This window comes from Streptomyces sp. NPDC055243, from assembly GCF_044544025.1.
Taxonomy (GTDB): Bacteria; Actinomycetota; Actinomycetes; order Streptomycetales; family Streptomycetaceae; genus Streptomyces.
In genome coordinates this window covers 133,687-154,164 of sequence record NZ_JBITWR010000021.1, presented here as the reverse complement: position 1 = coordinate 154,164, position 20,478 = coordinate 133,687, and the positions used below count along the sequence as shown (strand labels likewise).

At 71.4% G+C, this 20,478-nt stretch carries 19 protein-coding genes and 1 pseudogene; 10 read left to right on the top strand and 10 right to left on the bottom strand.

What is annotated here, in order from left to right; genetic code table 11:
- The first annotated feature begins 709 nt into the window (after window positions 1-709).
- Window positions 710-2,062 (top strand): hypothetical protein, encoded by a 1,353-nt coding sequence (locus tag ACIGXX_RS39240; RefSeq protein ID WP_399983215.1) that lies wholly within the window; start codon window positions 710-712, stop codon window positions 2,060-2,062.
- 57 nt (window positions 2,063-2,119) lie between these two features.
- Here ACIGXX_RS39240 and ACIGXX_RS39235 read toward each other — a convergent pair whose 3' ends face one another.
- From ACIGXX_RS39235 to ACIGXX_RS39225, 3 genes and pseudogenes are all read right to left on the bottom strand, one after another.
- Complete coding sequence (locus tag ACIGXX_RS39235) at window positions 2,120-2,578, bottom strand: hypothetical protein (protein ID WP_361466684.1); 459 nt, start codon at window positions 2,576-2,578, stop codon at window positions 2,120-2,122.
- Window positions 2,579-2,838: 260 nt separating this feature from the next.
- Window positions 2,839-3,176, bottom strand: a pseudogene (locus ACIGXX_RS39230) (transposase family protein); the annotation flags it as partial.
- Window positions 3,177-3,748: 572 nt separating this feature from the next.
- On the bottom strand, window positions 3,749-4,714 hold the full coding sequence (locus ACIGXX_RS39225) for a pirin family protein (protein ID WP_383821444.1): 966 nt from the start codon (window positions 4,712-4,714) through the stop codon (window positions 3,749-3,751).
- Between the two features lie 138 nt (window positions 4,715-4,852).
- Here ACIGXX_RS39225 and ACIGXX_RS39220 point away from each other — a divergent pair, with 138 nt between their 5' ends.
- Window positions 4,853-5,200: a tetratricopeptide repeat protein gene (locus ACIGXX_RS39220; RefSeq protein ID WP_351164204.1), complete on the top strand. Its 348-nt coding sequence runs from the start codon at window positions 4,853-4,855 to the stop codon at window positions 5,198-5,200.
- Between the two features lie 52 nt (window positions 5,201-5,252).
- On the opposite strand, the gene crcB (ACIGXX_RS39215) is transcribed toward ACIGXX_RS39220, so the two are convergent.
- The 3 genes from crcB (ACIGXX_RS39215) to ACIGXX_RS39205 form a co-directional block, all read right to left on the bottom strand.
- A complete protein-coding gene (gene crcB / locus ACIGXX_RS39215; protein WP_351164203.1) occupies window positions 5,253-5,627 on the bottom strand; it encodes a fluoride efflux transporter CrcB in 375 nt (124 codons plus the stop codon).
- Entirely contained in the window at window positions 5,624-6,097 is a 474-nt protein-coding gene (gene crcB, locus ACIGXX_RS39210; protein ID WP_366464389.1) for a fluoride efflux transporter CrcB, read from the bottom strand. Before crcB (ACIGXX_RS39210) ends, crcB (ACIGXX_RS39215) begins: the two co-directional genes overlap by 4 nt.
- 76 nt (window positions 6,098-6,173) lie before the next feature.
- A complete protein-coding gene (locus tag ACIGXX_RS39205) occupies window positions 6,174-6,539 on the bottom strand; it encodes a metalloregulator ArsR/SmtB family transcription factor (RefSeq protein ID WP_351164200.1) in 366 nt (121 codons plus the stop codon).
- Window positions 6,540-6,634: 95 nt separating this feature from the next.
- On the opposite strand from ACIGXX_RS39205, the gene ACIGXX_RS39200 reads away from it, so the two are divergent.
- Window positions 6,635-8,629 carry a heavy metal translocating P-type ATPase gene (locus ACIGXX_RS39200; RefSeq protein WP_399983208.1) on the top strand — a complete coding sequence of 665 codons (1,995 nt, stop codon included), beginning with the start codon at window positions 6,635-6,637 and terminating at the stop codon, window positions 8,627-8,629.
- Between the two features lie 65 nt (window positions 8,630-8,694).
- Here the strand turns inward: ACIGXX_RS39200 and ACIGXX_RS39195 are convergent, their stop codons facing one another.
- Complete coding sequence (locus ACIGXX_RS39195; RefSeq protein WP_399983205.1) at window positions 8,695-10,119, bottom strand: dihydrolipoyl dehydrogenase family protein; 1,425 nt, start codon at window positions 10,117-10,119, stop codon at window positions 8,695-8,697.
- A gap of 150 nt (window positions 10,120-10,269) precedes the next feature.
- Here ACIGXX_RS39195 and trxA point away from each other — a divergent pair, with 150 nt between their 5' ends.
- Window positions 10,270-10,659: a thioredoxin gene (gene trxA, locus ACIGXX_RS39190; protein WP_351164195.1), complete on the top strand. Its 390-nt coding sequence runs from the start codon at window positions 10,270-10,272 to the stop codon at window positions 10,657-10,659.
- Between the two features lie 48 nt (window positions 10,660-10,707).
- On the opposite strand, the gene ACIGXX_RS39185 is transcribed toward trxA, so the two are convergent.
- Window positions 10,708-11,748: a LacI family DNA-binding transcriptional regulator gene (locus ACIGXX_RS39185; RefSeq protein ID WP_399983200.1), complete on the bottom strand. Its 1,041-nt coding sequence runs from the start codon at window positions 11,746-11,748 to the stop codon at window positions 10,708-10,710.
- Between the two features lie 182 nt (window positions 11,749-11,930).
- On the opposite strand from ACIGXX_RS39185, the gene ACIGXX_RS39180 reads away from it, so the two are divergent.
- A complete protein-coding gene (locus ACIGXX_RS39180) occupies window positions 11,931-13,334 on the top strand; it encodes an amidase (RefSeq protein WP_366464385.1) in 1,404 nt (467 codons plus the stop codon).
- Here ACIGXX_RS39180 and ACIGXX_RS39175 read toward each other — a convergent pair.
- Window positions 13,331-14,404: a glycosyl hydrolase family 18 protein gene (locus ACIGXX_RS39175; protein ID WP_351164191.1), complete on the bottom strand. Its 1,074-nt coding sequence runs from the start codon at window positions 14,402-14,404 to the stop codon at window positions 13,331-13,333. The genes ACIGXX_RS39180 and ACIGXX_RS39175 overlap by 4 nt on opposite strands.
- Window positions 14,405-14,476: 72 nt before the next feature.
- Between ACIGXX_RS39175 and ACIGXX_RS39170 the strand changes: the two genes are divergently transcribed.
- A complete protein-coding gene (locus ACIGXX_RS39170) occupies window positions 14,477-14,935 on the top strand; it encodes a type II toxin-antitoxin system PemK/MazF family toxin (protein WP_399983195.1) in 459 nt (152 codons plus the stop codon).
- Here ACIGXX_RS39170 and ACIGXX_RS39165 read toward each other — a convergent pair.
- Window positions 14,920-15,819 (bottom strand): TIGR02452 family protein, encoded by a 900-nt coding sequence (locus tag ACIGXX_RS39165; protein WP_366464382.1) that lies wholly within the window; start codon window positions 15,817-15,819, stop codon window positions 14,920-14,922. The two genes, ACIGXX_RS39170 and ACIGXX_RS39165, sit on opposite strands and share 16 nt — an antisense overlap.
- A 255-nt stretch (window positions 15,820-16,074) precedes the next feature.
- On the opposite strand from ACIGXX_RS39165, the gene egtA reads away from it, so the two are divergent.
- The 4 genes from egtA to egtD are packed head-to-tail and all read left to right on the top strand — an operon-like array spanning window position 16,075 to window position 20,454.
- A complete protein-coding gene (gene egtA / locus ACIGXX_RS39160; protein WP_399983191.1) occupies window positions 16,075-17,406 on the top strand; it encodes an ergothioneine biosynthesis glutamate--cysteine ligase EgtA in 1,332 nt (443 codons plus the stop codon).
- On the top strand, window positions 17,403-18,740 hold the full coding sequence (gene egtB, locus ACIGXX_RS39155; protein ID WP_366464381.1) for an ergothioneine biosynthesis protein EgtB: 1,338 nt from the start codon (window positions 17,403-17,405) through the stop codon (window positions 18,738-18,740). Before egtA ends, egtB begins: the two co-directional genes overlap by 4 nt.
- On the top strand, window positions 18,740-19,495 hold the full coding sequence (egtC, locus tag ACIGXX_RS39150) for an ergothioneine biosynthesis protein EgtC (protein ID WP_351164186.1): 756 nt from the start codon (window positions 18,740-18,742) through the stop codon (window positions 19,493-19,495). The genes egtB and egtC overlap by 1 nt, the downstream gene beginning before the upstream one ends.
- The gene (egtD, locus tag ACIGXX_RS39145; protein WP_399983186.1) at window positions 19,492-20,454 is read left to right on the top strand and encodes an L-histidine N(alpha)-methyltransferase; all 963 of its coding nucleotides are present in this window, start codon (window positions 19,492-19,494) and stop codon (window positions 20,452-20,454) included. Before egtC ends, egtD begins: the two co-directional genes overlap by 4 nt.
- The last annotated feature ends 24 nt before the right edge of the window (window positions 20,455-20,478 follow it).

Below are 20,478 nucleotides of genomic sequence, written 5' to 3'. Positions count from 1 at the left end.
CCTCTGCCTCGCCAGACGCCGAGCAGACGTCCTCTTCGCCATGCTCCGCGACGGCACCTTCTATCAACCACCAACCCCGACTACCCCTTGACCAAAGTCATAGGGGCACCCCCCAGGGCTCCATTACCTCCGCCCATCACCGAACCATTAATAAGCCATCAGCTCGAACGCCTAACCCGATCACTCAGGGTGCCGCCGCCGAACGACGGACAACAGCGCCGAACGAACTCCGAATGCTGCTCCCAGGCAGACCGCCGGACTGGTCATGGACTCGACCAACGAACCCGCCGACCGGGCCAGTCCAGCAGTCACCGTCGCAGAGGGCCACTTACGCCCCGCCAGCAGCCTCCAGAGCGCCCTGTTCAGGCGGCCGGGCCGTCGACGTGTTCTTGGAGTGCTCTCGTTGCTGGGCAGCTGGAGTCTGCGGCTACCGGCTGCCGCTGGGCGAGAGCGGGCAACAGCGATCAGGCAGCCCGCGTGCGGGAAATCCCGGACGCCCGGCTCATAGATCGGCGCTTGCCCGGGTCGCACACCGCGGCCGGCGTTCTTCGCCATCTTTTGATTTGGATCACGCCAATCTGTACGTCTTGCCCCCCTCTGCAATTGAGTCGCCTGTTAAACGTGGTGCTCCCGTGCCCCACTAGGAGGGTGCGGCGGAGCATCGAGGGGGAAAGTGCAGAGAACTCGAATATCGCGTCTACGCGTTTCCATGGTGCTGCTTCCGGCGGTGCTGGCTGCATTGGTCGTGCCGCTCGGTAGCGCCCAGGCAGATGAGGCCGCCTCAGAGATCATCACCACCAGCGGGCCCATCGGGGCCAAGACTCCGGATCTCGCTGAGCTGAGGAAGCCCGGAGCCTGGGACAGGTACCTCAAGAAAGCCGCGGCTGCCGAGGCGCAGCCCATGGTGCCGCACGAAACGGTCGGGCCCGCGCGCTCTGGCGCACCCCGGTCGCCCGAGGAATCGGCGGTGCCCCCTGCGCGGCAGGACCCTGTATCCGCGCCACAGGTATCGCTGCCTGAGCCCTCTCACACCATGTCTAAGGTTGAGTGTCTCGAAGGTCTGGGGAGCAAGGAGTTCTTCATCAAGAGCCGCTTTGCCGTGTGCTCAGGACGCGAGTTCACCAACACGTGGTTCACGAACCGGGAACCGCTGGGGGTGAGCCATTTCACGGTACTGGCCATCGGGACCATTGCGAAGAACAGTCGCACCATGACCGTCACCTACCACTTCGTCGGCTTCAATGCTACGGGGCGGCAGAATGCGGCTGGTCTGGGTATCACGACGAGGGCGAAGATCGCGCAGAGCTGGCCGAGCACCGCGAAGTACAAGCTCGGCGGAACTGCCTTGCCCCTGAAGAAGACGTGGTCACAGCTCGTTGCTCTGGGCAGCTTCAAGCACACGGTTTACGCGGCCGCCGATCAGGGATCCAGCGGGTCCACGGACACCATATTTGCCGCCTACCAGCCCAACATCAAGTTGTCGCCCCCGCCAGGCTGGACCATCGGCCTGCCCAGCGACAGCGACATCTTCATGCTGCCGCCCCGCTGGGACAAGGCCACCTACCTGCCGAACAGAGCAAAGGGAGCAGCGGTCTTCAGCATGGTGACAGCGCTGAAGCTGAGCACAAAGCCGAGTGCTCCGGAGTGGGATGTGGCCAAGCACATCAAGCTGGCCTACACCAACCCGGGCGCGACTAAGCCCCCCTACAGCGGTAAGGAGCTCCCCGGAAATAGCGCAAATGCGCCGCTGACACGCCTACACAAAGATGCAACTCGCAGGAAAGAGAATCGCAACAGAGCAATCTACAACTGCAAGAAGTATTACGGGGCGGACTACACCGAGGGCGGCAGGAAAGAGTGCGATGAATTCCCCATGGCCACGGCGTACGAAGGTGCAGCCATGTCCAAGTATGATCCTCGGGCGCACCCGAAGAACTTCAGCGCAAAGCCCGTGGATGAGAAGGCGAACGGAGCAGCCGGAAATCTTTCCGCACAGTACTACGACAAGAACAGGATCCTGGACGGTCCGGATGACGGGTTCCTGGTGAAGATCACGTCCTGACGCGGCTATGAAGCCAGGGGTGAAGCTAGGCTACCCCCACCCCTGGCTTTCCGTATTTCAACTGTGCGGCCAGAACTGCAGGACGTAACGCTCCACCCCTTCCGGGACTCCGAGGCGCGCCGCCGCCTCCACCTCTCCGCGTCCACTGCAAAACGCCCTGATCTGCCACGTTTCGGAGCCATCTGACAACGTGATCGGTTCTGGCATCGGACCGCTGGCAACGCCTCGGGCTTCGAGTTTTCCCGACATGCAAGCAATCTTCGCGAGGGCAGTCTCCTCCCAGTCGCCAACCGGCTCCAACGGCTCTGAGTCCCACACTTCGATGACCAGCGTGGCGGTGTGCGTGTGGCCACCGCTGGTGAAATCGAGGCGGCCCGGACGCGACGTCAGGAAGGGACCACGCTCCCACCCTTCGGGAAACCCCACGGGAACTTGCCCGTCATCGAAATCTTGGAGGGCGAACCCGTAGAAGTCCACTTCCACCGGCGCCTCTTCGCGACTGAGCAGCTCAGGCATGCGTGAACCTCCGTGGCCCCTAGATGTCGCTCTCAACCTACCGGGCGACGCTGCCGGGAGATCGCTTGCGAGGAGCCGCTCCGTACCGTGCGACGATGCCGGCCGAAGAAGCACACGACGTATCTGCCCTCCGGACGGCGGACAACGGCGCGAGCTCCCGCCTCACCGCGGCAGCATCCTGAGGGACCCCACTTGCCGACCCTCCGCCCGTACAGGGATGCACTGTTGCTGATCTGCGGGTCCGCCCGCCGGGGTGCCGGACCGTCGCCCTTTCGGCGCCAGTCGCGGAGGATCTTCCCAGGTCTTCATTCGGGCGAAGACGTGCTCGACGCGTGCCCGAACTCGATTGTGTGTCCTGTTGTGCTCTCGTTTCCAGTCGGGCAACTCCCTGCCCGGGGCGCGACGGTAGGGCGTAAGGAGCCCGGTGCCGGGATAGCCACCGTCGGGCCATGGCCAGAGTCGTCCCGACAGCAGCCCTCGCTCTGGACTCCGCCCATGCCTTGCAGTCGATTCGGTTGCCGGACAGAGATGCTCCGACCACGACCACCGGACGGGTATCGGCGTCGATGACGAGATGGTGGTTGGTCGAGTACCGGTGAGCCGATCGATATAGTCCTCGACCTTCGACACGGGCGTCTTTGCGCACCAACTCTCAGTCACCGCACCCCTCTCAGAGAGCCGTCCCCTCTCAGCAGAGTAGCGCGCCTGTCTGACAACGCCGGGCGAACTGCATGGCGAAGGAGCCTCCCTGGCTTGGGAGGGGCCTCTCTGCCGTCCGCAGCACAGCCGCCAGCGGGATCCACAGGCCCACTCGACAAGGTCCCGATAGCCACTCGCCGTGGTAGGGAAGCGCTCAGCAGCCAGAGCTTGCCCCAGCATCGACACCACTGCCGCCACATGGACGTCACGATGCGAGTCGACCCCGAGCACCACCGGCGGGGGCAACTAGGTGCGTCCAACCTGCAAGCCAACAGACATGACGGCCTATCAGGAAGGTCAGCATTGAGTCAGCATTAGGTCTGCCAAGCTCTGCCACAGAAGGTCAAACCCTGGACGGCGAAACCCCTCTGCAGCACCCTGATCCAGGGGCTGCACAACATCGTGATCCCCTAGTCGCCACCCTGAGCCAATATCCGCTCGAATCTCGAGCCGGGCAGACATTCGCCCAGCTCAGCGCACACGGCCCCGCGGTTTCAGCGGTCCCGTCGGCAGCTCCGGGGCGGGCAGCGGATCTCCGTCATACCCCTTCACCTCACCGAACCGGGCCCCGGTCATCCAGTCCGAACGGGCCTGTGCGATATCCTCGTTGGACCGCCCGATGAAGTTCCACCACATGATCAGTTCCTCGTCGAACGGCTCGCCGCCCAGCAGCATCAGGTCCGCATCCGACTGGGCGTGCAGGGGCAGTTCGGTGCGGCCGCAGCCGAGGTAGAGCATCGAACCCGGCAGGACGGGGACGCCGTCGACCCGGGTCTCGCCGGACATGCACAGGACCGCGTACTCGAAGTCGGGGTCCAGGGGCAGGCGTACGTCCGCGTCGCGGGTCAGGGCGAGGTCGGCGCCGACGATCGGGGTGTAGGTCGTGCCGGGGGACGTGGTGCCGTCGACCGTGCCCAGGATCAGGGTCGCCGACAGGCCGGGGGCCGTGACCAGGGGCAGCTCCGGGTGGTGCTCGAAGCGCGGGTCGGTGTTGCGGTGGGCGTCGGGCAGTGCCACCCACAGCTGGGCGCCGTGCAGGAGGCGGGCGTGTTTCCTGGGGCTCTCCTCGGAGTGCGAGATCGCCTTGCCCGAGGTCATCAGGCCCAGTTCGCGGGGGCGGATCGTCTGGAGGCTGCCGGTGGAGTCGCGGTGCAGGACCTCGCCCTCGTGCAGCCAGCTGACCGTCTGCAGGCCCATGTGCGGGTGGGGGCCCACCTGCATGCCGGGCTCGTCGGCGATGTCGTCCGGGCCGTAGTGGTCCACGAAGCACCAGGCGCCGACCATGCGGCGGCCCAGGTTGGGCAGCAGGCGGCGGACCTCCGTGGATTCACCGAGCTTGACCTTGCGGGGGCTGAGGAGTTCCCGGACCGGTTCGGCTACGACGAACCCGCGCCCGCCGCACTGGGACGGAACCGCCTCACGATCAAGATTGCTCATGCCGGACAACCTAGACCCGTGGAGCACCGGACGTCAGGCTCGCGCTCCGGTCATTCCGGAGGAACCGCCGTCCCGGAGGAACCACTCTGTGGAATTTTCAACCACCTGGGGCGGTTGGAGGGCTCGAAGGAGGCAACAGTGGACACGATGTACTACGACCACGGAACCGCGGCGGAGCGCTGGGAGCGCGCGCGGCAGTTCTTCGACGCCAAGGAGTACGCCACGGCGGCGCGCATCCTCGGCACCCTGGCCGACGAGGTGCCGGAGCAGGTCGCCCCGCGTCTGCTCCTTGCCCGCGCCTACTACCACTCGGCGCAACTGCGGCGCGCGGAGACCGAGTTGCGCACGGTCGTCGAGCTCGACCCCGTCGAGCAGTACGCCCGGCTGCTCCTCGGCCGCACGCTCGAACGCCAGGGACGCGACGCGGACGCGGCCCCGCACCTGCGAATGGCCGCGGCCCTCTCCGGGGATTTCGCGGAGGCCTGAGCCCGGCAGCGCCCGGGGGGGGTGAGGCGGATGGTCCGGCACGCCCGGGCCGTCACGCCCACAGCGCCTCAGCGAGCGCGACACCCACGTAGACCGCACCGAGCGCCGCGACCACGCTGCTCACGACGTTGACGGCCGCGTAGAACCGGGCTCCGTCCTCGGAGAGCCGCAGCGTGTCGTACGAGAAGGTCGAGTATGTCGTCAGGGCGCCGCACAGGCCCGTGCCCAGGAACAGCTGGGTGTGGGAGGAGGCGGCGCCCGCGACGGTCGCGCCGGTGAGCACGCCGAGGATCAGGCTGCCCGCCACGTTGACCACGAACGTTCCCCACGGAAAGGCCGTGCCGTGCCTGGCCTGCACGGCGCGGTCGGTGAGGAACCGCAGGGGGGCGCCGATCATCGCGCCCGCCACCACGCAGAGCCAGTTCATCGGCCCACCCCTGGGCCCGCCCCGCGGCCCGCCCCGGCCAGGCCCGCGAGGCGGCGCGTCGCCCACGCGGCGCTCCACACCGCCGCGAGGGCGGCGAGCAGCGTCAACGCGAGGTAGGCCAGGCCCGTGCGGGCGTGGCCGCCCTCCACCAGGCGTTCGATGTCGACCGCGTAGGTGGAGAAGGTGGTGAAGCCGCCGAGCACGCCGGTGCCGAAGAAGGGCCGCAGCAGGCGGTGCGGCGACGCGCGCACCTCGGTGAGGACCACCATGAGGACGCCCATGAGCGCGCAGCCGACGACGTTCACCAGCAGCGTCGTCGCGGGGAAGGCGCCGGGGGCGGTGGGCCAGATCAGGGACGCGCCGTAGCGGGCCGACGCGCCGATCGCACCGCCGACGGCCACGACCGCCACCACGGGCCACACGCCGTACTCCCTCACCTGTGCGGAATCGACAGCCCCTCCCGGGATCACGGGACCAAGGGGCCACGGGATCACGGGATCACGGGATCACGGGATCACGGGAAGACCGTCGAAGATCGCTCTCAGGCTAGCTGCCCGAGGGTGTGTCCCGCAGACCGAGGCGCAGGTGCTCGACGTGGAAGAGCGCCTGGTCGAGGAGTTCGGCGACGTGGTGGTCGTAGAGGGCGTAGATGACGGAGCGGCCGTGCCGTTCGCCGGTGATCAGGCCGAGATTGCGCAGCAGCCGCAACTGGTGGGAGCAGGCCGACTGCTCCATGCCGACCGCCTCGGCCAGGTCCCCGGCCGCGCAGGGGCCCTCCTGCAGACGGGCGAGGATCAGCAGCCGTGAGGGCGTCGCCAGGGCCTGGAGGGTGGCGGCGACGTCGGCGGCCCCCACGCTGTCCAGGCGTTCCCGCGTGGTGGTGGTGCTCTTGTCGTCGACTCCGTGGCCCATGGAGTCATCCTATCGATGACACATGAAAAGCTGTTCATTCGTTCCTGTACGGTGAGGGCGTTGCCGTTCCCCAGCCCGTGAAGGGTTCCTTCGCCATGCCCACTGCCCTGCTCCCCCGCTCCGACCAGGGGCCTTCCGCCGGTCCGACCGCGGCTCCGCGCCGTCGGACCCGCGTCCTCGCCCTCGCCGAGGCCCGCTGGGCGGCGGCAGCGACGGCGGCGTTCCTGATCGCGCTGCCGCTCCAGTTGACGGGGGCCGTCGCGTGGACGTGGGGCGCGCTGTACGCCGTCGCGTACGTCGCCGGGGGCTGGGAGCCCGCCCTTGCCGGGCTGCGGGCGCTGCGCGAGAAGACCCTGGACGTGGACCTGCTGATGATCGTCGCGGCCCTCGGGGCGGCCTCGATCGGGCAGGTGATGGACGGGGCGCTGCTCATCGTCATCTTCGCCACGTCCGGCGCGCTGGAGGCCATCGCCACCGCGCGCACCGCGGACTCGGTGCGCAGCCTGCTCGACCTCGCGCCCACCACGGCCACGCGGCTGACCGACGGAGGCGGTGAAGAGACGGTCGACACGGCCGAGTTGAAGGTCGGCGACGTCGTCCTCGTACGCCCCGGTGAGCGGGTCGGCGCGGACGGCGAGGTGCTCGACGGCGCCGGCGACGTCGATCAGGCGACGATCACCGGGGAGCCGCTGCCGGTCGCCAAGGAGCCCGGGGACGAGGTGTTCGCGGGGACCCTGAACAGGGCGGGCGCGCTGCGGGTGCGGGTCGGCCGCGACGCGTCGGACTCGGTGATCGCGCGGATCGTGGCGATGGTCGAGGAGGCGTCGGAGACCAAGGCGCCCACGCAGCTGTTCATCGAGAAGGTCGAGCAGCGCTACTCGCTGGGCATGGTCGTGGCCACGCTCGCCGTGTTCACCGTGCCGCTGGCCTTCGGCGACGACCTGACCGGGGCCCTGCTGCGGGCCATGACCTTCATGATCGTGGCGTCGCCGTGCGCGGTGGTGCTCGCCACCATGCCGCCGCTGCTCTCGGCGATCGCGAACGCGGGCCGGCACGGCGTCCTGGTCAAGTCCGCCGTCGTGATGGAGCGGTTGGGGCAGGTCGACGCGGTCGCCCTGGACAAGACGGGCACGCTGACCGAGGGAACTCCCCGGGTGACCGCTGTCCACGCGCTCCCCGGCAGCGGCCTCACGGAGGACACTCTCCTCGCGCTCGCGGCGGCGGCGGAACACCGCAGCGAACACCCCCTGGCCCGCGCCGTGGTGGGCGCTGCGCGCGCTCGCGGCCTGGACCTTCCGGCGGTGACGGACTTCGCGTCCGCGCCCGGCGTCGGAGTGAGCGCCACGGTGGAGGGCGCCACCGTCGAGGTCGGCGCACCGGCGCGGCTGCTCGGCACCGGAGAGATCGGCGCGGCCCAGGACGCGGCGAGCACCATCAACACCCTCGACCGGGCACGGCAGTTGGGCGAGGACGGCCAGACCGCCGTCCTCGTCCTGCGCGACGGAACCCCCGTGGGCGTGCTCGGCATCGCCGACCGCCTGCGCCCGGACGCGGCGGCCACCGTCACCGCCCTCACGTCCCTGACCGGCACGGCCCCGATGCTGCTCACCGGCGACAACGCGCAGGCAGCCGCCCGGCTCGCGGCGGAGGTCGGCATCGATGATGTACGGGCCGGACTGCTCCCGCAGGACAAGGTCGCGGCGGTGCGCGCTGCGGAGGGTGCGGGACGCAAGGTCCTCGTCATCGGGGACGGCGTCAACGACGCGCCCGCGCTCGCCGCCGCGCACACCGGCATCGCGATGGGCCGGGCCGGCTCCGACCTCGCCCTGGAGACCGCGGACGCCGTCATCGTGCGGGACGAACTCGCCACCGTGCCCAAGGTGATCGCCCTGTCCCGGCGGGCCCGCGGGCTCGTGGTGCAGAACCTGGTGATCGCCGGCGCGTTCATCGCCGTCCTGGTCACCTGGGACCTGGTCGGCACCCTGCCCCTCCCCCTCGGCGTACTCGGCCATGAGGGCTCGACCGTGATCGTGGGGCTCAACGGGCTGCGGCTGCTGCGGGACGCGGCGTGGCGGGACGCGGGCGACTGAGCGGGGGCCCGTCGCCGCAGTGTGTGCGACGGGCCCCCGACCAGGCGGCACGGATGCCGCGTCGGCTATCCGCGGTAGGTCTCCAGCAACCGCAGCCACACCTCGCTGACCGTCGGATACGCCGGAACCGCATGCCACAGCCGGTCGATCGGCACCTCTCCCGCGATCGCCACCGTCGCCGAGTGGATGAGTTCGCCGACGCCGGGGCCCACGAAGGTCACGCCGAGCAGGACCTCGCGGTCGAGGTCGACGATCATGCGGGCGCGGCCTTCGTAGCCGTCCGCGTAGAGCCCGGCGCCCGCCACGCCCGCCATGTCGTAGTCCACGGCCCGCACGCGGTGGCCCGCGGCTTCCGCCTCCGCGAGGGTGAGGCCCGCCGATGCCGCCTCGGGGTCGGTGAAGACCACCTGGGGTACGGCGGCGCGGTCGGCGGTGGCCGAGTGCGCGCCCCAGGGGTCGGTCTCCAGGAGCGGGACGCCCTGGGCCCGGGCGGTGATCGCGGCGCCGGCGACACGGGCCTGGTACTTGCCCTGGTGGGTGAGGAGCGCACGGTGGTTGGCGTCGCCCACCGCGTACAGCCAGCTGCTGCCCTGCACCCGCAGGCTCTCGTCGACCGGCATCCAGGAGCCGGGGTCCATGCCGATCGTCTCCAGGCCGAGGTCGTCGGTGCGCGGGGCGCGGCCCGTGGCGAAGAGGATCTCGTCGGCCTCGATCGAGCCTCCGTCGCCGAGGGTCGCGGTGATCGTGCCGTTGTCCCTGCGCACGGCCGTGACGGAGACGCCGGTGCGGACCTCCGCGCCCGCCTCCGTCAGCGCCTTGGCGACCAGCTCCCCGGCGAACGGCTCCATGCGGGGCAGCAGCCCTTCGCCGCGCACCAGCATCGTGACCCGCGAGCCCAGCGCCTGCCAGGCGGTGGCCATCTCCACGGCGACGACGCCGCCGCCGACCACCGCGAGGCGGCCGGGCACCCTATCGGCGCTGGTGGCCTCGCGGCTCGTCCACGGCTTGATGTCGGCGAGGCCCGGCAGGTCGGGCAGCGCGGCGCGGGTGCCGGTGCACACCGCCACCGCGTGGCGGGCGGTGAGGGTCTGCTCGCTCCCGTCGGAGCCCGTGACGGTCACCTGGCGGGTGCCCGCGATGCGGCCGTGGCCGCGGAAGAGCTCCACGCCGATCGACTCCAGCCAGCCGACCTGGCCGTCGTCCTTCCAGTGCGAGGTGTAGTCGTCACGGTGCGCGAGCACGGCTGCCGCGTCCAGGGGGCCCTGCACCGACTGGCGCAGTCCCGGCACCTTGCGGGCGTCCGCGCGGGCGATGACCGGGCGCAGCAGCGCCTTGCTCGGCATGCACGCCCAGTAGGAGCATTCGCCCCCGACGAGTTCGCTCTCCACGATCGCCACGCTCAGGCCGCCCGCGCGGGCCCGGTCCGCGACGTTCTCCCCCACGGGACCCGCACCCAGGACCACTACGTCGTATGTCTTCGAATCCGTCATGGAAGCCAGTGTGGTCGCAGGTGTGCGACGTGGCCACATGGGTACGCGCGCGGAACGAGCACGGGTGAGCGCGAGGAATACGTCCGACGCCCGGGCCGTTGTGCACAGCGGCTTCGACCGACAGCAGTAACAGCAGGAAGAGGGAACACCATGAGCAGCACGACCGTGGAGCTCACCAAGGAAAACTTCGACCAGACGGTCACGGACAACGAATTCGTCCTGATCGACTTCTGGGCGGAGTGGTGCGGTCCGTGCAAGTCGTTCGCGCCCGTCTACGACAAGGTCGCCGAGGCCAATCCCGACATGATCTTCGGCAAGGTGGACACGGAGGCGCAGCCTGAGCTCGCTCAGGCCTTCGGCATCCAGTCGATCCCGACGCTGATGATCGTCCGCGACCAGGTGGCCGTGTTCGCACAGCCCGGCGCGCTGCCGCAGGAGGCCCTGGAGGACGTCATCGGCCAGGCCAGGAAGCTGGACATGGACGAGGTCCGCAAGTCCGTCGCCGAGGAGCAGGCCAAGGCGGAGGCGCAGGAGCAGTAGGAAGCCCCTCGAACGGACTCTTGCAGCGAACGGCCTCGAACAACAGGGTCAGCTGGACTCGCGGTGCACCGCCGTCGCACCGAGCACGTCGTGCACCTCGGGCTCCATGCCCGGGTCGCGCACGACCCGGTCGACAAGCTGTGCGAGCTTCTGCCCTGACGGCAGCTCGATGCGGACCGTGCTGAGCCGCGGCCGCAGGAGCCTGCCGAGCATCAAGTCGTCGGCGCCGATCATCGCCGTCTCCTCGGGGACGGCGATGCCTTCGTCCTGCAGCGCCCGCATCAGGAGCATCGCGTACTCGTCGTTGTACGTGAACACCCCGTCGATGCCCAGCGTGCGCCAGCGGGCCGCGAGCCGGGCCGCCGACTCCTCGTCGTAGGCCAGCGGCAGCTCGCTCATGGCGGTGTCCGTGCCGTGCCGGGCGAGGGCGGCGCGGACGCCTTCGGCGCGCGGGCGCGCGAAGGGTTCGAGGCCCGGTTCCTCGGGGATCACGACGCCGATGTGCCGGCTGCCGCGCGCCAGGAGGTGGGTGGCGGCGCACTGGCCCACCAGGCGCTGGTCCATGAGCAGGGCGTGGGCGCCCTCGGCCCGCTGCGGGCCGATCGTGAAGACCGCCTTGGCGCCCGAGCGCTTCAGGACGCTCACACCGCGCGCGCCGAGCCCCGAGGCGTCGGGGGCCAGGACCGCGACCGGGCGCAGCTCGGCCCAGGCGCGGGCCGCCTCCTCGCCGGTCAGACCGAGGCTGCCGTACTGCACGACGGTGTAGTCGAACCGGCTCAGCGCCCACTGCAGCTCGTTGAAGAACTCGCTGAAGAGCGGGCCCGCCGGGATCTGCGGCGTGGGCATCAGGACGACGCGGGTGTGCCCGGCGCGCAGGCTGCGGGCCGCGGCGTGCGGGACGTACCCCAGCTCCTTGGCGGCCTCGTGGACGCGGCGGCGGGTGGGCTCGCTGATGCGGACGGCGCTCGTGTTGTTCAGGACGTACGAGACGGTCGCGCGCGAGACCCCCGCCAGACGCGCCACGTCGGCGCTGGTCGGCACGGAGTACTGCGCGGGCTGCTGTGCGGTCTTGTTCGGTATCTGCACCATGACGGGGCTCATCTTTCCAGACGGCGCGGGGGCGCTCCCAGGCGGGCGTCGGGGCGCCACCGGCCTGTTCCGGAGCGCTCTCGGCGTGCCGTGCGCGGCACGAACTGCCCTGCCCTCGTACCGCGTTCCCGGCGCGCCCGTTAACGTGCGTGCACCTGCCCGTCGATCAAAGGTGCCCCCACATGACTGCCGACCGTGCCGACGGACTCGCGCGCACCGCCCGCGCGCTGGCCGCGGGAGAAGTGTCCTCGCGTGCGCTGACGGAGCGGACGCTGGCACGGATCGAGGCCTCGCAGCCCGTGCTCAACGCCTTCAAGCTGGTGCGGGCCGAGGCCGCGCTCGCCGAAGCGGACGCCGCCGACCGGGAGTTGGCCTCCGGCCAGACGGGGCGGCCGCTGCTCGGCGTGCCGCTCGCCGTGAAGGACGACACCGACATAGCGGGTGAACCGACCGCTTTCGGCTGCCGGGGCGACTTCCCGCCGAAGGAGGAGGACGCCGAGTCCGTGCGCCGGCTGCGGGCGGCCGGAGCGGTGATCGTCGGCAAGACCAACACCTGCGAGCTGGGCCAGTGGCCCTTCACGGAGGGGCCCGGCTTCGGGGACACCCGCAACCCCTGGCACCCGGCGTACACCCCCGGTGGCTCGTCGGGCGGCTCCGCGGCCGCGGTCGCCGCCGGGCTGGTGCCCGCGGCGCTCGGCTCGGACGGCGCGGGCTCGGTGCGCATCCCCGCGGCCTGGACCCATCTCGTCGGGATCAAGCCGCAGCGCGGCCGCATCTCCACCTGGCCCTGGCCCGAGTCCTTCAACGGCATCACGGTCAACGGCCCGCTCGCCAGGACCGTCGCCGACGCGGCCCTGCTGCTGGACGCGGCGAGCGGCAACCACGGCGGTGACCTGCACAAACCGCCCGCCATCAGGGCCGCGGAGGCGGCCACCCGCGAACCGGGGCGGCTGCGCGTCGCCCTCTCCCTGCGCATGCCGTTCACCGCGACCCCCAAGCGCCTGCACCCCGTGGTGCGCCGCAAGGTCATCGTCCTGGCGGACCGGCTCGCCGCGCTCGGCCACGACGTCGTGGAGGACGACCCGCGCTACGGCCAGATCGGCCTCGACTTCGTGCCGCGCGCCACGGCCGGCATCACCGAGTGGGCCCGCGAGCTCCCCGATCCGCACCTGCTCGACCGGCGGACCAAGGAAGCGGCCCGCCTGGGCCGCCTGCTCGGCGGCGCCCCGCTGCGCCTGGCCCGCCGCGCCGAGGCCGCCCTGCACCGCCGGGTCGGCGCGATCTTCTCGACGTACGACGTGGTCCTCACGCCCACCACCGCCACTCCCCCGCCCCGGATCGGCACCATGGCCGCCCTCAGCGGCTGGCGCACCGACCAGGCCATGATCGCCGCCTGCCCCTACGCGTGGACGTGGAACGTCCTGGGCTGGCCCGGCGTCAACGTGCCCGCGGGCCGGGTGGGCGACGGTCTGCCGGTCGGCGCCCAGCTGCTCGGACCGGCGGGCAGCGAGCCGCTGCTGATCTCCCTCGCCGCGCAACTGGAGGCGGACCAGCGCTGGTACGAACAGTGGCCGGCCGCGGCCTAGCCCGCCGCCAGCGTCCGCCACAGCGCCGGGTCCTCGAAGCCGATGGCCCACAGGACGGTGTGGCGCACGCCGTACTTGCGCAGGACCGGCAGATGCGCCGCCGTGCCGCGCGCGTCCTGGTACCAGACCGTGCGGCGCTCGCCGCCTTCGCTGTACGTGAAGTGCGGCGTCTTCGACTCGGGGTCGATGCGGTAGGGCGCGCCGACCCGGCGGCGCAGCGCCTCCGCCTCCTTCCACGTGACGTGCTTGGCGCGGGCCTTGCTGCCGACCGCCCAGTCCCAGCCGTAGCCGGGCAGCCCCATCTCCAGCTTCCCGGCCGGGACTTCGGCGGTGGCGTTGCGCAGGATCTCCTCGTACCAGGCGGGGGACGACAGGGGGCCCGGCGGCCCCATGGACCAGTGCTGGTCGTAGGCCATGATGCGCAACCGGTCGGCGGCGGCGCCCAGTCGGCGGTAGTCCCAGACGCGCCCGCTGATCCGCGTCTTCGGCGACACCGTGATCACGCACTGCTTGCGCAGCGCGTGCAGCCGCGCGCACAGGTCGGTGACCATCGTCGCGTAGCCCGCCCCCACCTTCTTGTAGGCGGCGTCGCCGGTGGGCGCGATGGACTCGTAGTCCAGGTCGATGCCGTCGTACGAGCGGCTGCGGACGATCCGCAGGAGCGCGTCGACGTGCTGCGCGCGGCGGGCCTTGTCGGTGACGACGGCCGCGAGCGCTCCGGGCCGCATGCGCTCCATGACGGTCGGCACGACCTTGATGCCCGCCTTGTGCAGCCCGTCGATGACGCGCCGCGATCCGGCGCCGGTGTGGCCCGCCACCGTGGTGGCCGTCTTCGCCTCGTACCAGAAGGGGCTGACGGTGTGCAGCTGGTCCGCGTGGCGCAGGGCGTCCTGGTACGCGGCTTCCTGGTCCCAGTAGGGAAGCCACCCCGAGACGGTGCGCGGCGGCGGTGCGAACCGGTCGGTGGGCTGCGGGAGCGTGGGCTGCGGGAGCGTGGGGGCAAGTGCCGTGCCGCAGAGGGCGAGGACCGCGGTGAGCCGGGCCCGGCTGAGGTGTCGTCGTGGCGCCATGGACCCGAGCCTGCGGGCCATCGGGCGGACCCGCCCTGCGGGTTGGGCCAGAGGGGTTCTACGGTGGCCCGCGTGACAGCCAACACCGATGACCCGCAGATGTCCGCACACCCGGGCCGCACGGGCCGCACCGCGACCACCGAGGCCGAGCCGCGCGAGGTCGGCCAGGTGCAGACGACGTACGCCCCCGCGCACGACGGCGATCCCGACCCCGGCGAGATCGTCTGGACGTGGGTTCCCTACGAGGAGAACGACGGGCGCGGCAAGGACCGTCCCGTCCTGGTCGTGGCCCGCGAGGCGCGCGGCACGCTGCTCGCCGTGCAGTTGTCCAGCAAGCAGCACGCGAGCGATTCGGACTGGGTGCCGATCGGCAGCGGGCCGTGGGACCGTGAGGGCCGTGAGTCCTGGGTCGGCATCGACCGGGTGCTGCGGGTGCACGACGCGGGCATGCGCCGCGAGGCGTGCGCCCTTGACCGGATGCGGTTCAATCTTGTCGTCCGGCGGCTCCAGGAGCGCTACGGCTGGCGGTAGTTTCCCGAGGCGGCCCGAGCCGCCCCCTTGAACCCCGCGCCGAACGCCTTCTCGAAGGCGGCCCGTGTCACCGCGCCGCGCGTGCGGTCGAGCACCCCGAAGACGATGTGCTCGAAGTACCCGCGGAACCGGCCGCCTTCGTCGAGCAGCGTCCGGAAGGCGTCGGCCACCTGCGCGGGGTCGTTCTGGAAGACCCCGCAGCCCCACGCGCCCAGTACCAGCCGCCGGTAGCCATGGGTGGCAGCGGTCTCCAGGACCCGCTCCGCGCGCCCGGCCAGGGCGGCCGGCAGCTCCCCGGCGCGCTCGGGGGTCTGGCGCAGGACGACGCCCGCGTTCGGCGCCGCCGAGGTCAGGAAGCCGACCGGGTACGGCGCGTCGAGGAGCCGGCCCCGGTCGTCGCGGAAGACCGGCACGGCCGGGGAGTGGATCACGCGGTCGCTGTAGAAGGGGTCGCGGTCGGCGCGGTGGTGGTCGTAGAACTCCCTCGCCTGCCGCACGCACGTGTACAGCGCAGAGGCCCGGCACAGCGCCTCTTCCTGGGCCTGGGCCCCGTTCAGATAGCCGCCGCCGGGATTGCGCGCGGAGGAGAAGTTCAGGGCGGCCACCGGGCCGCTGTCCTCCGCGCTCTCCGTGGCCTCCGCACCCGTCAGGCGGTGCGCGGCCTCCAAGCTGCTCTCCCCGGTCACCTCGACTACCGTGGAGGTCAGCTCGGGCGGCGTCACGGGAGTCACGTCCAGGGCCGCAGGTCCGAACATCCGCGTGCCGGAGCGCGCGGCGTCCACCGCATCCGCGATCCACACCTCGCGGCCACCAGGAGCGGCGTACCACCCCGCCGCCACGATCTCCTCGGTCTGCTGCGCGATGCCCCGCAGCCGCGCGCTCATCCTCGCTCCCCCGACCCGAACCCTGACCTGTCCCCCGACTCACACATGAACGCATCGTGAGCTCCGCGCATCGCCCGCCGCAACAGAATTACCCGGCACGGGTTGGCCCCAAGGGCACTCTTGTGCGAACGGCCGACAAGGTCTTGGGTGGTACGAGCGCTGCCGACCCAGATCAGCTCAACCCATCCCACATCGAGTTGACCGGGTGGTCCGAAACCGCTGGACCAGGCAGAACTTGAACAGGAGGACCCCTGCATGCCCGAGGGTGACTGTACGACGTACCGCGCGAAGTACGGCACCGCGGTATCCGAGTCCGAGGCGGAGGCGCTGGTCACCGGCATCTGCTTCAAGACAGGACCGCCGCGTATCACCGGTGTCGAACTCGAATGGCTGATCCATGAGCCGCACCGGCTCCACCTGCCCGTGTCCCCCGCCCGCCTCGAAGCGGCCTACGCCGCACTGCGGGCCCTGCCCCTGCACTCCCTGATCACCGTCGAACCAGGCGGCCAGCTGGAGCTCAGCTCGCTCCCCGCCGCCTCGCTCATGGAGTGCGTATCCGCCGTATCGGCCGATCTCTCCCTCGTACGTGATCGACTCGCCGCCCTGGACCTGACGCTCACCGGCCTGGGTGCCGATCCCTGGCGCCCGCCGTCCCGCATCCTGCACCGGCCGCGCTATGACGCGATGGAGCGCTATCTCGACCGCGCGGGCCCCGCCGGCCGCCGCATGATGTGCTCCACGGCCTCCGTGCAGATCTGCCTGGACGCCGGGCACGAGGAGCCGGGCCCGCTCGGCTACGGCCGGCGCTGGCGGCTCGCGCATCTGCTGGGCCCCGTACTGGTCGCCGCGTTCGCCAACTCACCGGTCCAGGACGGGCGTTCCACCGGCTGGCGCTCCACGCGGCAGGCGGTGTGGGCGTCGATCGATCCGGGCACGTCCGGCGCGCCTTCGCTGGACGCCGAGCCGCGGACGGCCTGGGCGCGGCACGCCCTCGACGCACCGGTGATGTTCATCAGAGCCGGGGCCGACGAGGAAGCGCCCTGGACCGTGCCGGAAGGGCTGACCTTCCGCACCTGGGCGCGCTCGGGCGGGCCGCGCCCGCCGACCCGCGACGACCTCGACTACCACCTGACCACGCTCTTCCCGCCCGTACGCCCGCGCGGCCATCTGGAGCTGCGGATGGTCGACGCCCAGCCCGGCGAGCACGGCTGGATCGTGCCGCTGGCCGTGACGAGCGCGCTGTTCGACGACCCGCAGGCGGCCGAGACCGCCTACCGCGCCCTGAAGCCGCTGGCCGAGCGCGCCTGCCCGCCCGGCGCACCCGCGGCGCCGCGCAGCCCGCTGTGGCTGGACGCGGCGCGGCACGGGCTCGCCGACCCGGAGCTGCGCGAGGCCGCGGCCGCCTGCTTCGCGGCGGCCGCCGAGGCGCTGCCCCGGACGGGCGCGAGCACCGAGGTCCAAGAAGCCGTCGCCGCCTACGCCGAGCGGTATGTCGCGCGGGGCCGCTGCCCGGCGGACGACCTGCTCGACGGGCACCGGGACGGCCACCCCTACGACCACGAGCACGAGAAGGGCATCCTGCGATGACTCCGACGACCGGAACCGTCAGCGACCCCGATGCGCTTCGGCGGCGCGCCCTGGCGGCGCTCCTCACCGCCCGGGACCGCACCTCGCTCCTCACCACGTGCGTCGAAGAGCCCGAACTGACCGCACAGCACTCGCCGTTGATGTCGCCGCTGGTCTGGGACCTGGCGCACATCGGCAACCAGGAAGAGATGTGGCTGCTGCGCGCGGTGGCGGGACGTGACGCCATGCGTCCCGAGATCGACGGCCTGTACGACGCCTTCGAGCACCCCCGCTCCGAGCGGCCGAGCCTGCCGCTGCTCGCGCCCGCCGAGGCCCGCCGGTACGCGGCCGAGGTGCGGGGGCGCGCCCTGGACGTACTGGAGAGCACGCCCTTCCGCGGATCACCGCTGACCGACGCGGGCTTCGCCTTTGGCATGATCGCGCAGCACGAACAGCAGCACGACGAGACGATGCTGATCACCCATCAGCTGCGCTCGGGCCCCACGGCGCTCACGGCCCCGGACCCCGCGCCCGCACCGCCGTTCAAGGGCCCTGCCGAAGTCCTCGTACCGGGCGGCCCGTTCACGATGGGCACGTCCACCGAGCCGTGGGCACTGGACAACGAACGTCCCGCGCACCACCGGCTGGTCCCGCCCTTCTACATCGACACGACGCCGGTGACCAACGCCGAATACCAGCGCTTCATCGCCGACGGCGGCTATGCCCGGCAGCAGTGGTGGACCCCGGCGGGCTGGGACATGGTCCGCGGCAACAACCTCTCGGCGCCGCTGTTCTGGCGCCAGGAGGGCGGCCGGTGGCTGCGCCGCCACTTCGGGACCGTCGAGGCCGTGCCGCCCGACGAGCCGGTGCTGCACGTCAGTTGGTACGAGGCGGACGCGTACGCCCGCTGGGCGGGCCGTCGGCTGCCCAGCGAGGAGGAGTGGGAGAAGGCCGCCCGGCACGACCCGGCCACCGACCGCTCGATGCGCTACCCGTGGGGCGACGCGGACCCCACGCCCGAGCGCGCGAACCTGGGCCAGCGGCATCTGCGCCCGGCTCCGGCCGGCAGCTATCCGGCCGGTGAGTCCCCGCTCGGCGTACGCCAGTTGATCGGCGACGTGTGGGAGTGGACGTCGAGCGACTTCCTGCCCTACCCGGGATTCGCCGCCTTCCCCTACCGCGAGTACTCGGACGTCTTCTTCGGCGGCGACTACAAGGTGCTGCGCGGCGGGGCGTTCTCCGTGGACGAGGTGGCGTGCCGTGGCACGTTCCGCAACTGGGACCACCCGGTGCGGCGGCAGATCTTCTCCGGGTTCCGCACCGCGCGCGACGCAGATCCGACGGAGACCGTCTGATGTGCCGTCATCTGGCCTTCCTGGGCCCCGAAGAGCCGCTGGGCAAGCTCCTGGTGGACCCCGCGCACAGCCTGTTCCGGCAGTCCTGGGCGCCGCGGCAGCAGCGCTACGGCACGGTCAACGCCGATGGATTCGGGGTGGGCTGGTACGCCGAAGGCGATCCGGTGCCCGCGCGCTACCGCCGCTCCGGGCCGATCTGGGGCGACCGGTCCTTCGCGGATCTGGCCCGGGTCGTCCGGTCCGGGGCCCTGCTCGCCGCGGTGCGCGACGCGACCGAGGCGGGCGCGGACGGGGAAGCGGCGGCGGCGCCGTTCTCCGCCGGGACCTGGCTGTTCAGCCACAACGGCGCGGTCACCGGCTGGCCGCACTCGCTGGCCCCGGTGTCCCGGCTGCTGCCGTCCGCCGACCTCCTGTCCATGGAGGCGCGGTGCGACTCCGCCCTCGTGTGGGCGCTCGTCCTGCACCGCCTGCGCAGCGGCGACGACGAGGGCCAGGCCCTCGCGGACACCGTGACCGAGGTCGCGGAGGCGGCCCCCGGATCGCGCCTCAACCTCCTGCTCACCAACGGCGAGACGATCGCCGCGACCGCCTGGGGGGACACCCTCTGGTATCTCACCGAACCGGGCCGCCGCACCGTCGTGGCCTCCGAGCCCTACGACGACGATCCGCACTGGCGCCAGGTGCCCGACCGCACGCTGCTCGCCGCCAGCCGAACCGATGTCCTGCTGACCCCGCTCAAGGAGCCCACCGCGTGAGCCCGTTCCAGCTGACCCGCACCCTGCCCCTGGACGCCACCGACGCCGCCCTGCGCGCCGACGTCCTGCACGGCCTCACCCACACGCCCAAGACGCTGCCGCCCAAGTGGTTCTACGACGCGCGGGGCAGCGCGCTCTTCGACGAGATCACCACGCTCCCCGAGTACTACCCCACGCGCGCCGAGCGCGAGATCCTGCAGACGCGCGCCACGGAGATCGCCGGCGTGACGGGCGCGCGCACACTGATCGAGCTGGGCTCGGGCTCCTCGGAGAAGACCCGCCACCTGATCGACGCGCTCGATGACCTGCACACGTACGTCCCCGTGGACGTGAGCGAGAGCGCGCTCACCGGCGCCGCCAACGCCCTGATCGCCTCGCGCCCCGCCCTGAACGTGCACGCCCTGATCGCCGACTTCACCCGCGGCCTCGCCCTGCCGGGCACCCCGGGCCCGCGCCTGGTCGCCTTCCTGGGCGGCACGATCGGCAATCTGCTGCCCGCCGAGCGCACCGCGTTCCTCACGTCGGTGCGCACCCTGCTCTCCCCCGGTGACGCGCTGCTGCTCGGCACGGACCTGGTGAAGGAGGAGGCCGTACTCGTCTCGGCGTACGACGACGGGTCGGGCGTCACGGCCTCCTTCAACAAGAACGTCCTGACCGTGATCAACCGCGAGCTGGGCGCGGACTTCGACCCCGACGCGTTCTCGCACGTGGCCGTCTGGGACCGCGAGCACGAGTGGATCGAGATGCGCCTGCGCTCCCGCGCCGCCCAGACGGTGAAGATCCCGGCCCTTGACCTGGCGGTCGACTTCGACCGCCACGAGGAGATGCGCACCGAGATCTCGGCGAAGTTCCGGGAGGAGGGGGTGCGGTCCGAACTGGCCGCGGCGGACCTGAAGCTGACCCACTGGTGGACGGACGAGAGGGCACGCTTCGCGCTGTCGCTGAGCGTGGCGCGCTAGGGGCTCCCGGCGCCCGGCGGGCCC

What these genes read in the sequence shown, in the direction of transcription:
- ACIGXX_RS39240 (WP_399983215.1), top strand. Translation starts at nt 710, where the DNA reads ATGGTGCTGCTTCCGGCGGTGCTGGCTGCATTGGTCGTGCCGCTCGGT.
- ACIGXX_RS39235 (WP_361466684.1), bottom strand. Translation starts at nt 2,578, where the DNA reads ATGCCTGAGCTGCTCAGTCGCGAAGAGGCGCCGGTGGAAGTGGACTTC.
- ACIGXX_RS39225 (WP_383821444.1), bottom strand. Translation starts at nt 4,714, where the DNA reads ATGAGCAATCTTGATCGTGAGGCGGTTCCGTCCCAGTGCGGCGGGCGC.
- crcB (WP_351164203.1), bottom strand. Translation starts at nt 5,627, where the DNA reads ATGAACTGGCTCTGCGTGGTGGCGGGCGCGATGATCGGCGCCCCCCTG.
- ACIGXX_RS39205 (WP_351164200.1), bottom strand. Translation starts at nt 6,539, where the DNA reads ATGGGCCACGGAGTCGACGACAAGAGCACCACCACCACGCGGGAACGC.
- ACIGXX_RS39200 (WP_399983208.1), top strand. Translation starts at nt 6,635, where the DNA reads ATGCCCACTGCCCTGCTCCCCCGCTCCGACCAGGGGCCTTCCGCCGGT.
- ACIGXX_RS39195 (WP_399983205.1), bottom strand. Translation starts at nt 10,119, where the DNA reads ATGACGGATTCGAAGACATACGACGTAGTGGTCCTGGGTGCGGGTCCC.
- trxA (WP_351164195.1), top strand. Translation starts at nt 10,270, where the DNA reads ATGAGCAGCACGACCGTGGAGCTCACCAAGGAAAACTTCGACCAGACG.
- ACIGXX_RS39185 (WP_399983200.1), bottom strand. Translation starts at nt 11,748, where the DNA reads ATGGTGCAGATACCGAACAAGACCGCACAGCAGCCCGCGCAGTACTCC.
- ACIGXX_RS39180 (WP_366464385.1), top strand. Translation starts at nt 11,931, where the DNA reads ATGACTGCCGACCGTGCCGACGGACTCGCGCGCACCGCCCGCGCGCTG.
- ACIGXX_RS39175 (WP_351164191.1), bottom strand. Translation starts at nt 14,404, where the DNA reads ATGGCGCCACGACGACACCTCAGCCGGGCCCGGCTCACCGCGGTCCTC.
- ACIGXX_RS39165 (WP_366464382.1), bottom strand. Translation starts at nt 15,819, where the DNA reads ATGAGCGCGCGGCTGCGGGGCATCGCGCAGCAGACCGAGGAGATCGTG.
- egtA (WP_399983191.1), top strand. Translation starts at nt 16,075, where the DNA reads ATGCCCGAGGGTGACTGTACGACGTACCGCGCGAAGTACGGCACCGCG.
- egtB (WP_366464381.1), top strand. Translation starts at nt 17,403, where the DNA reads ATGACTCCGACGACCGGAACCGTCAGCGACCCCGATGCGCTTCGGCGG.
- egtC (WP_351164186.1), top strand. Translation starts at nt 18,740, where the DNA reads ATGTGCCGTCATCTGGCCTTCCTGGGCCCCGAAGAGCCGCTGGGCAAG.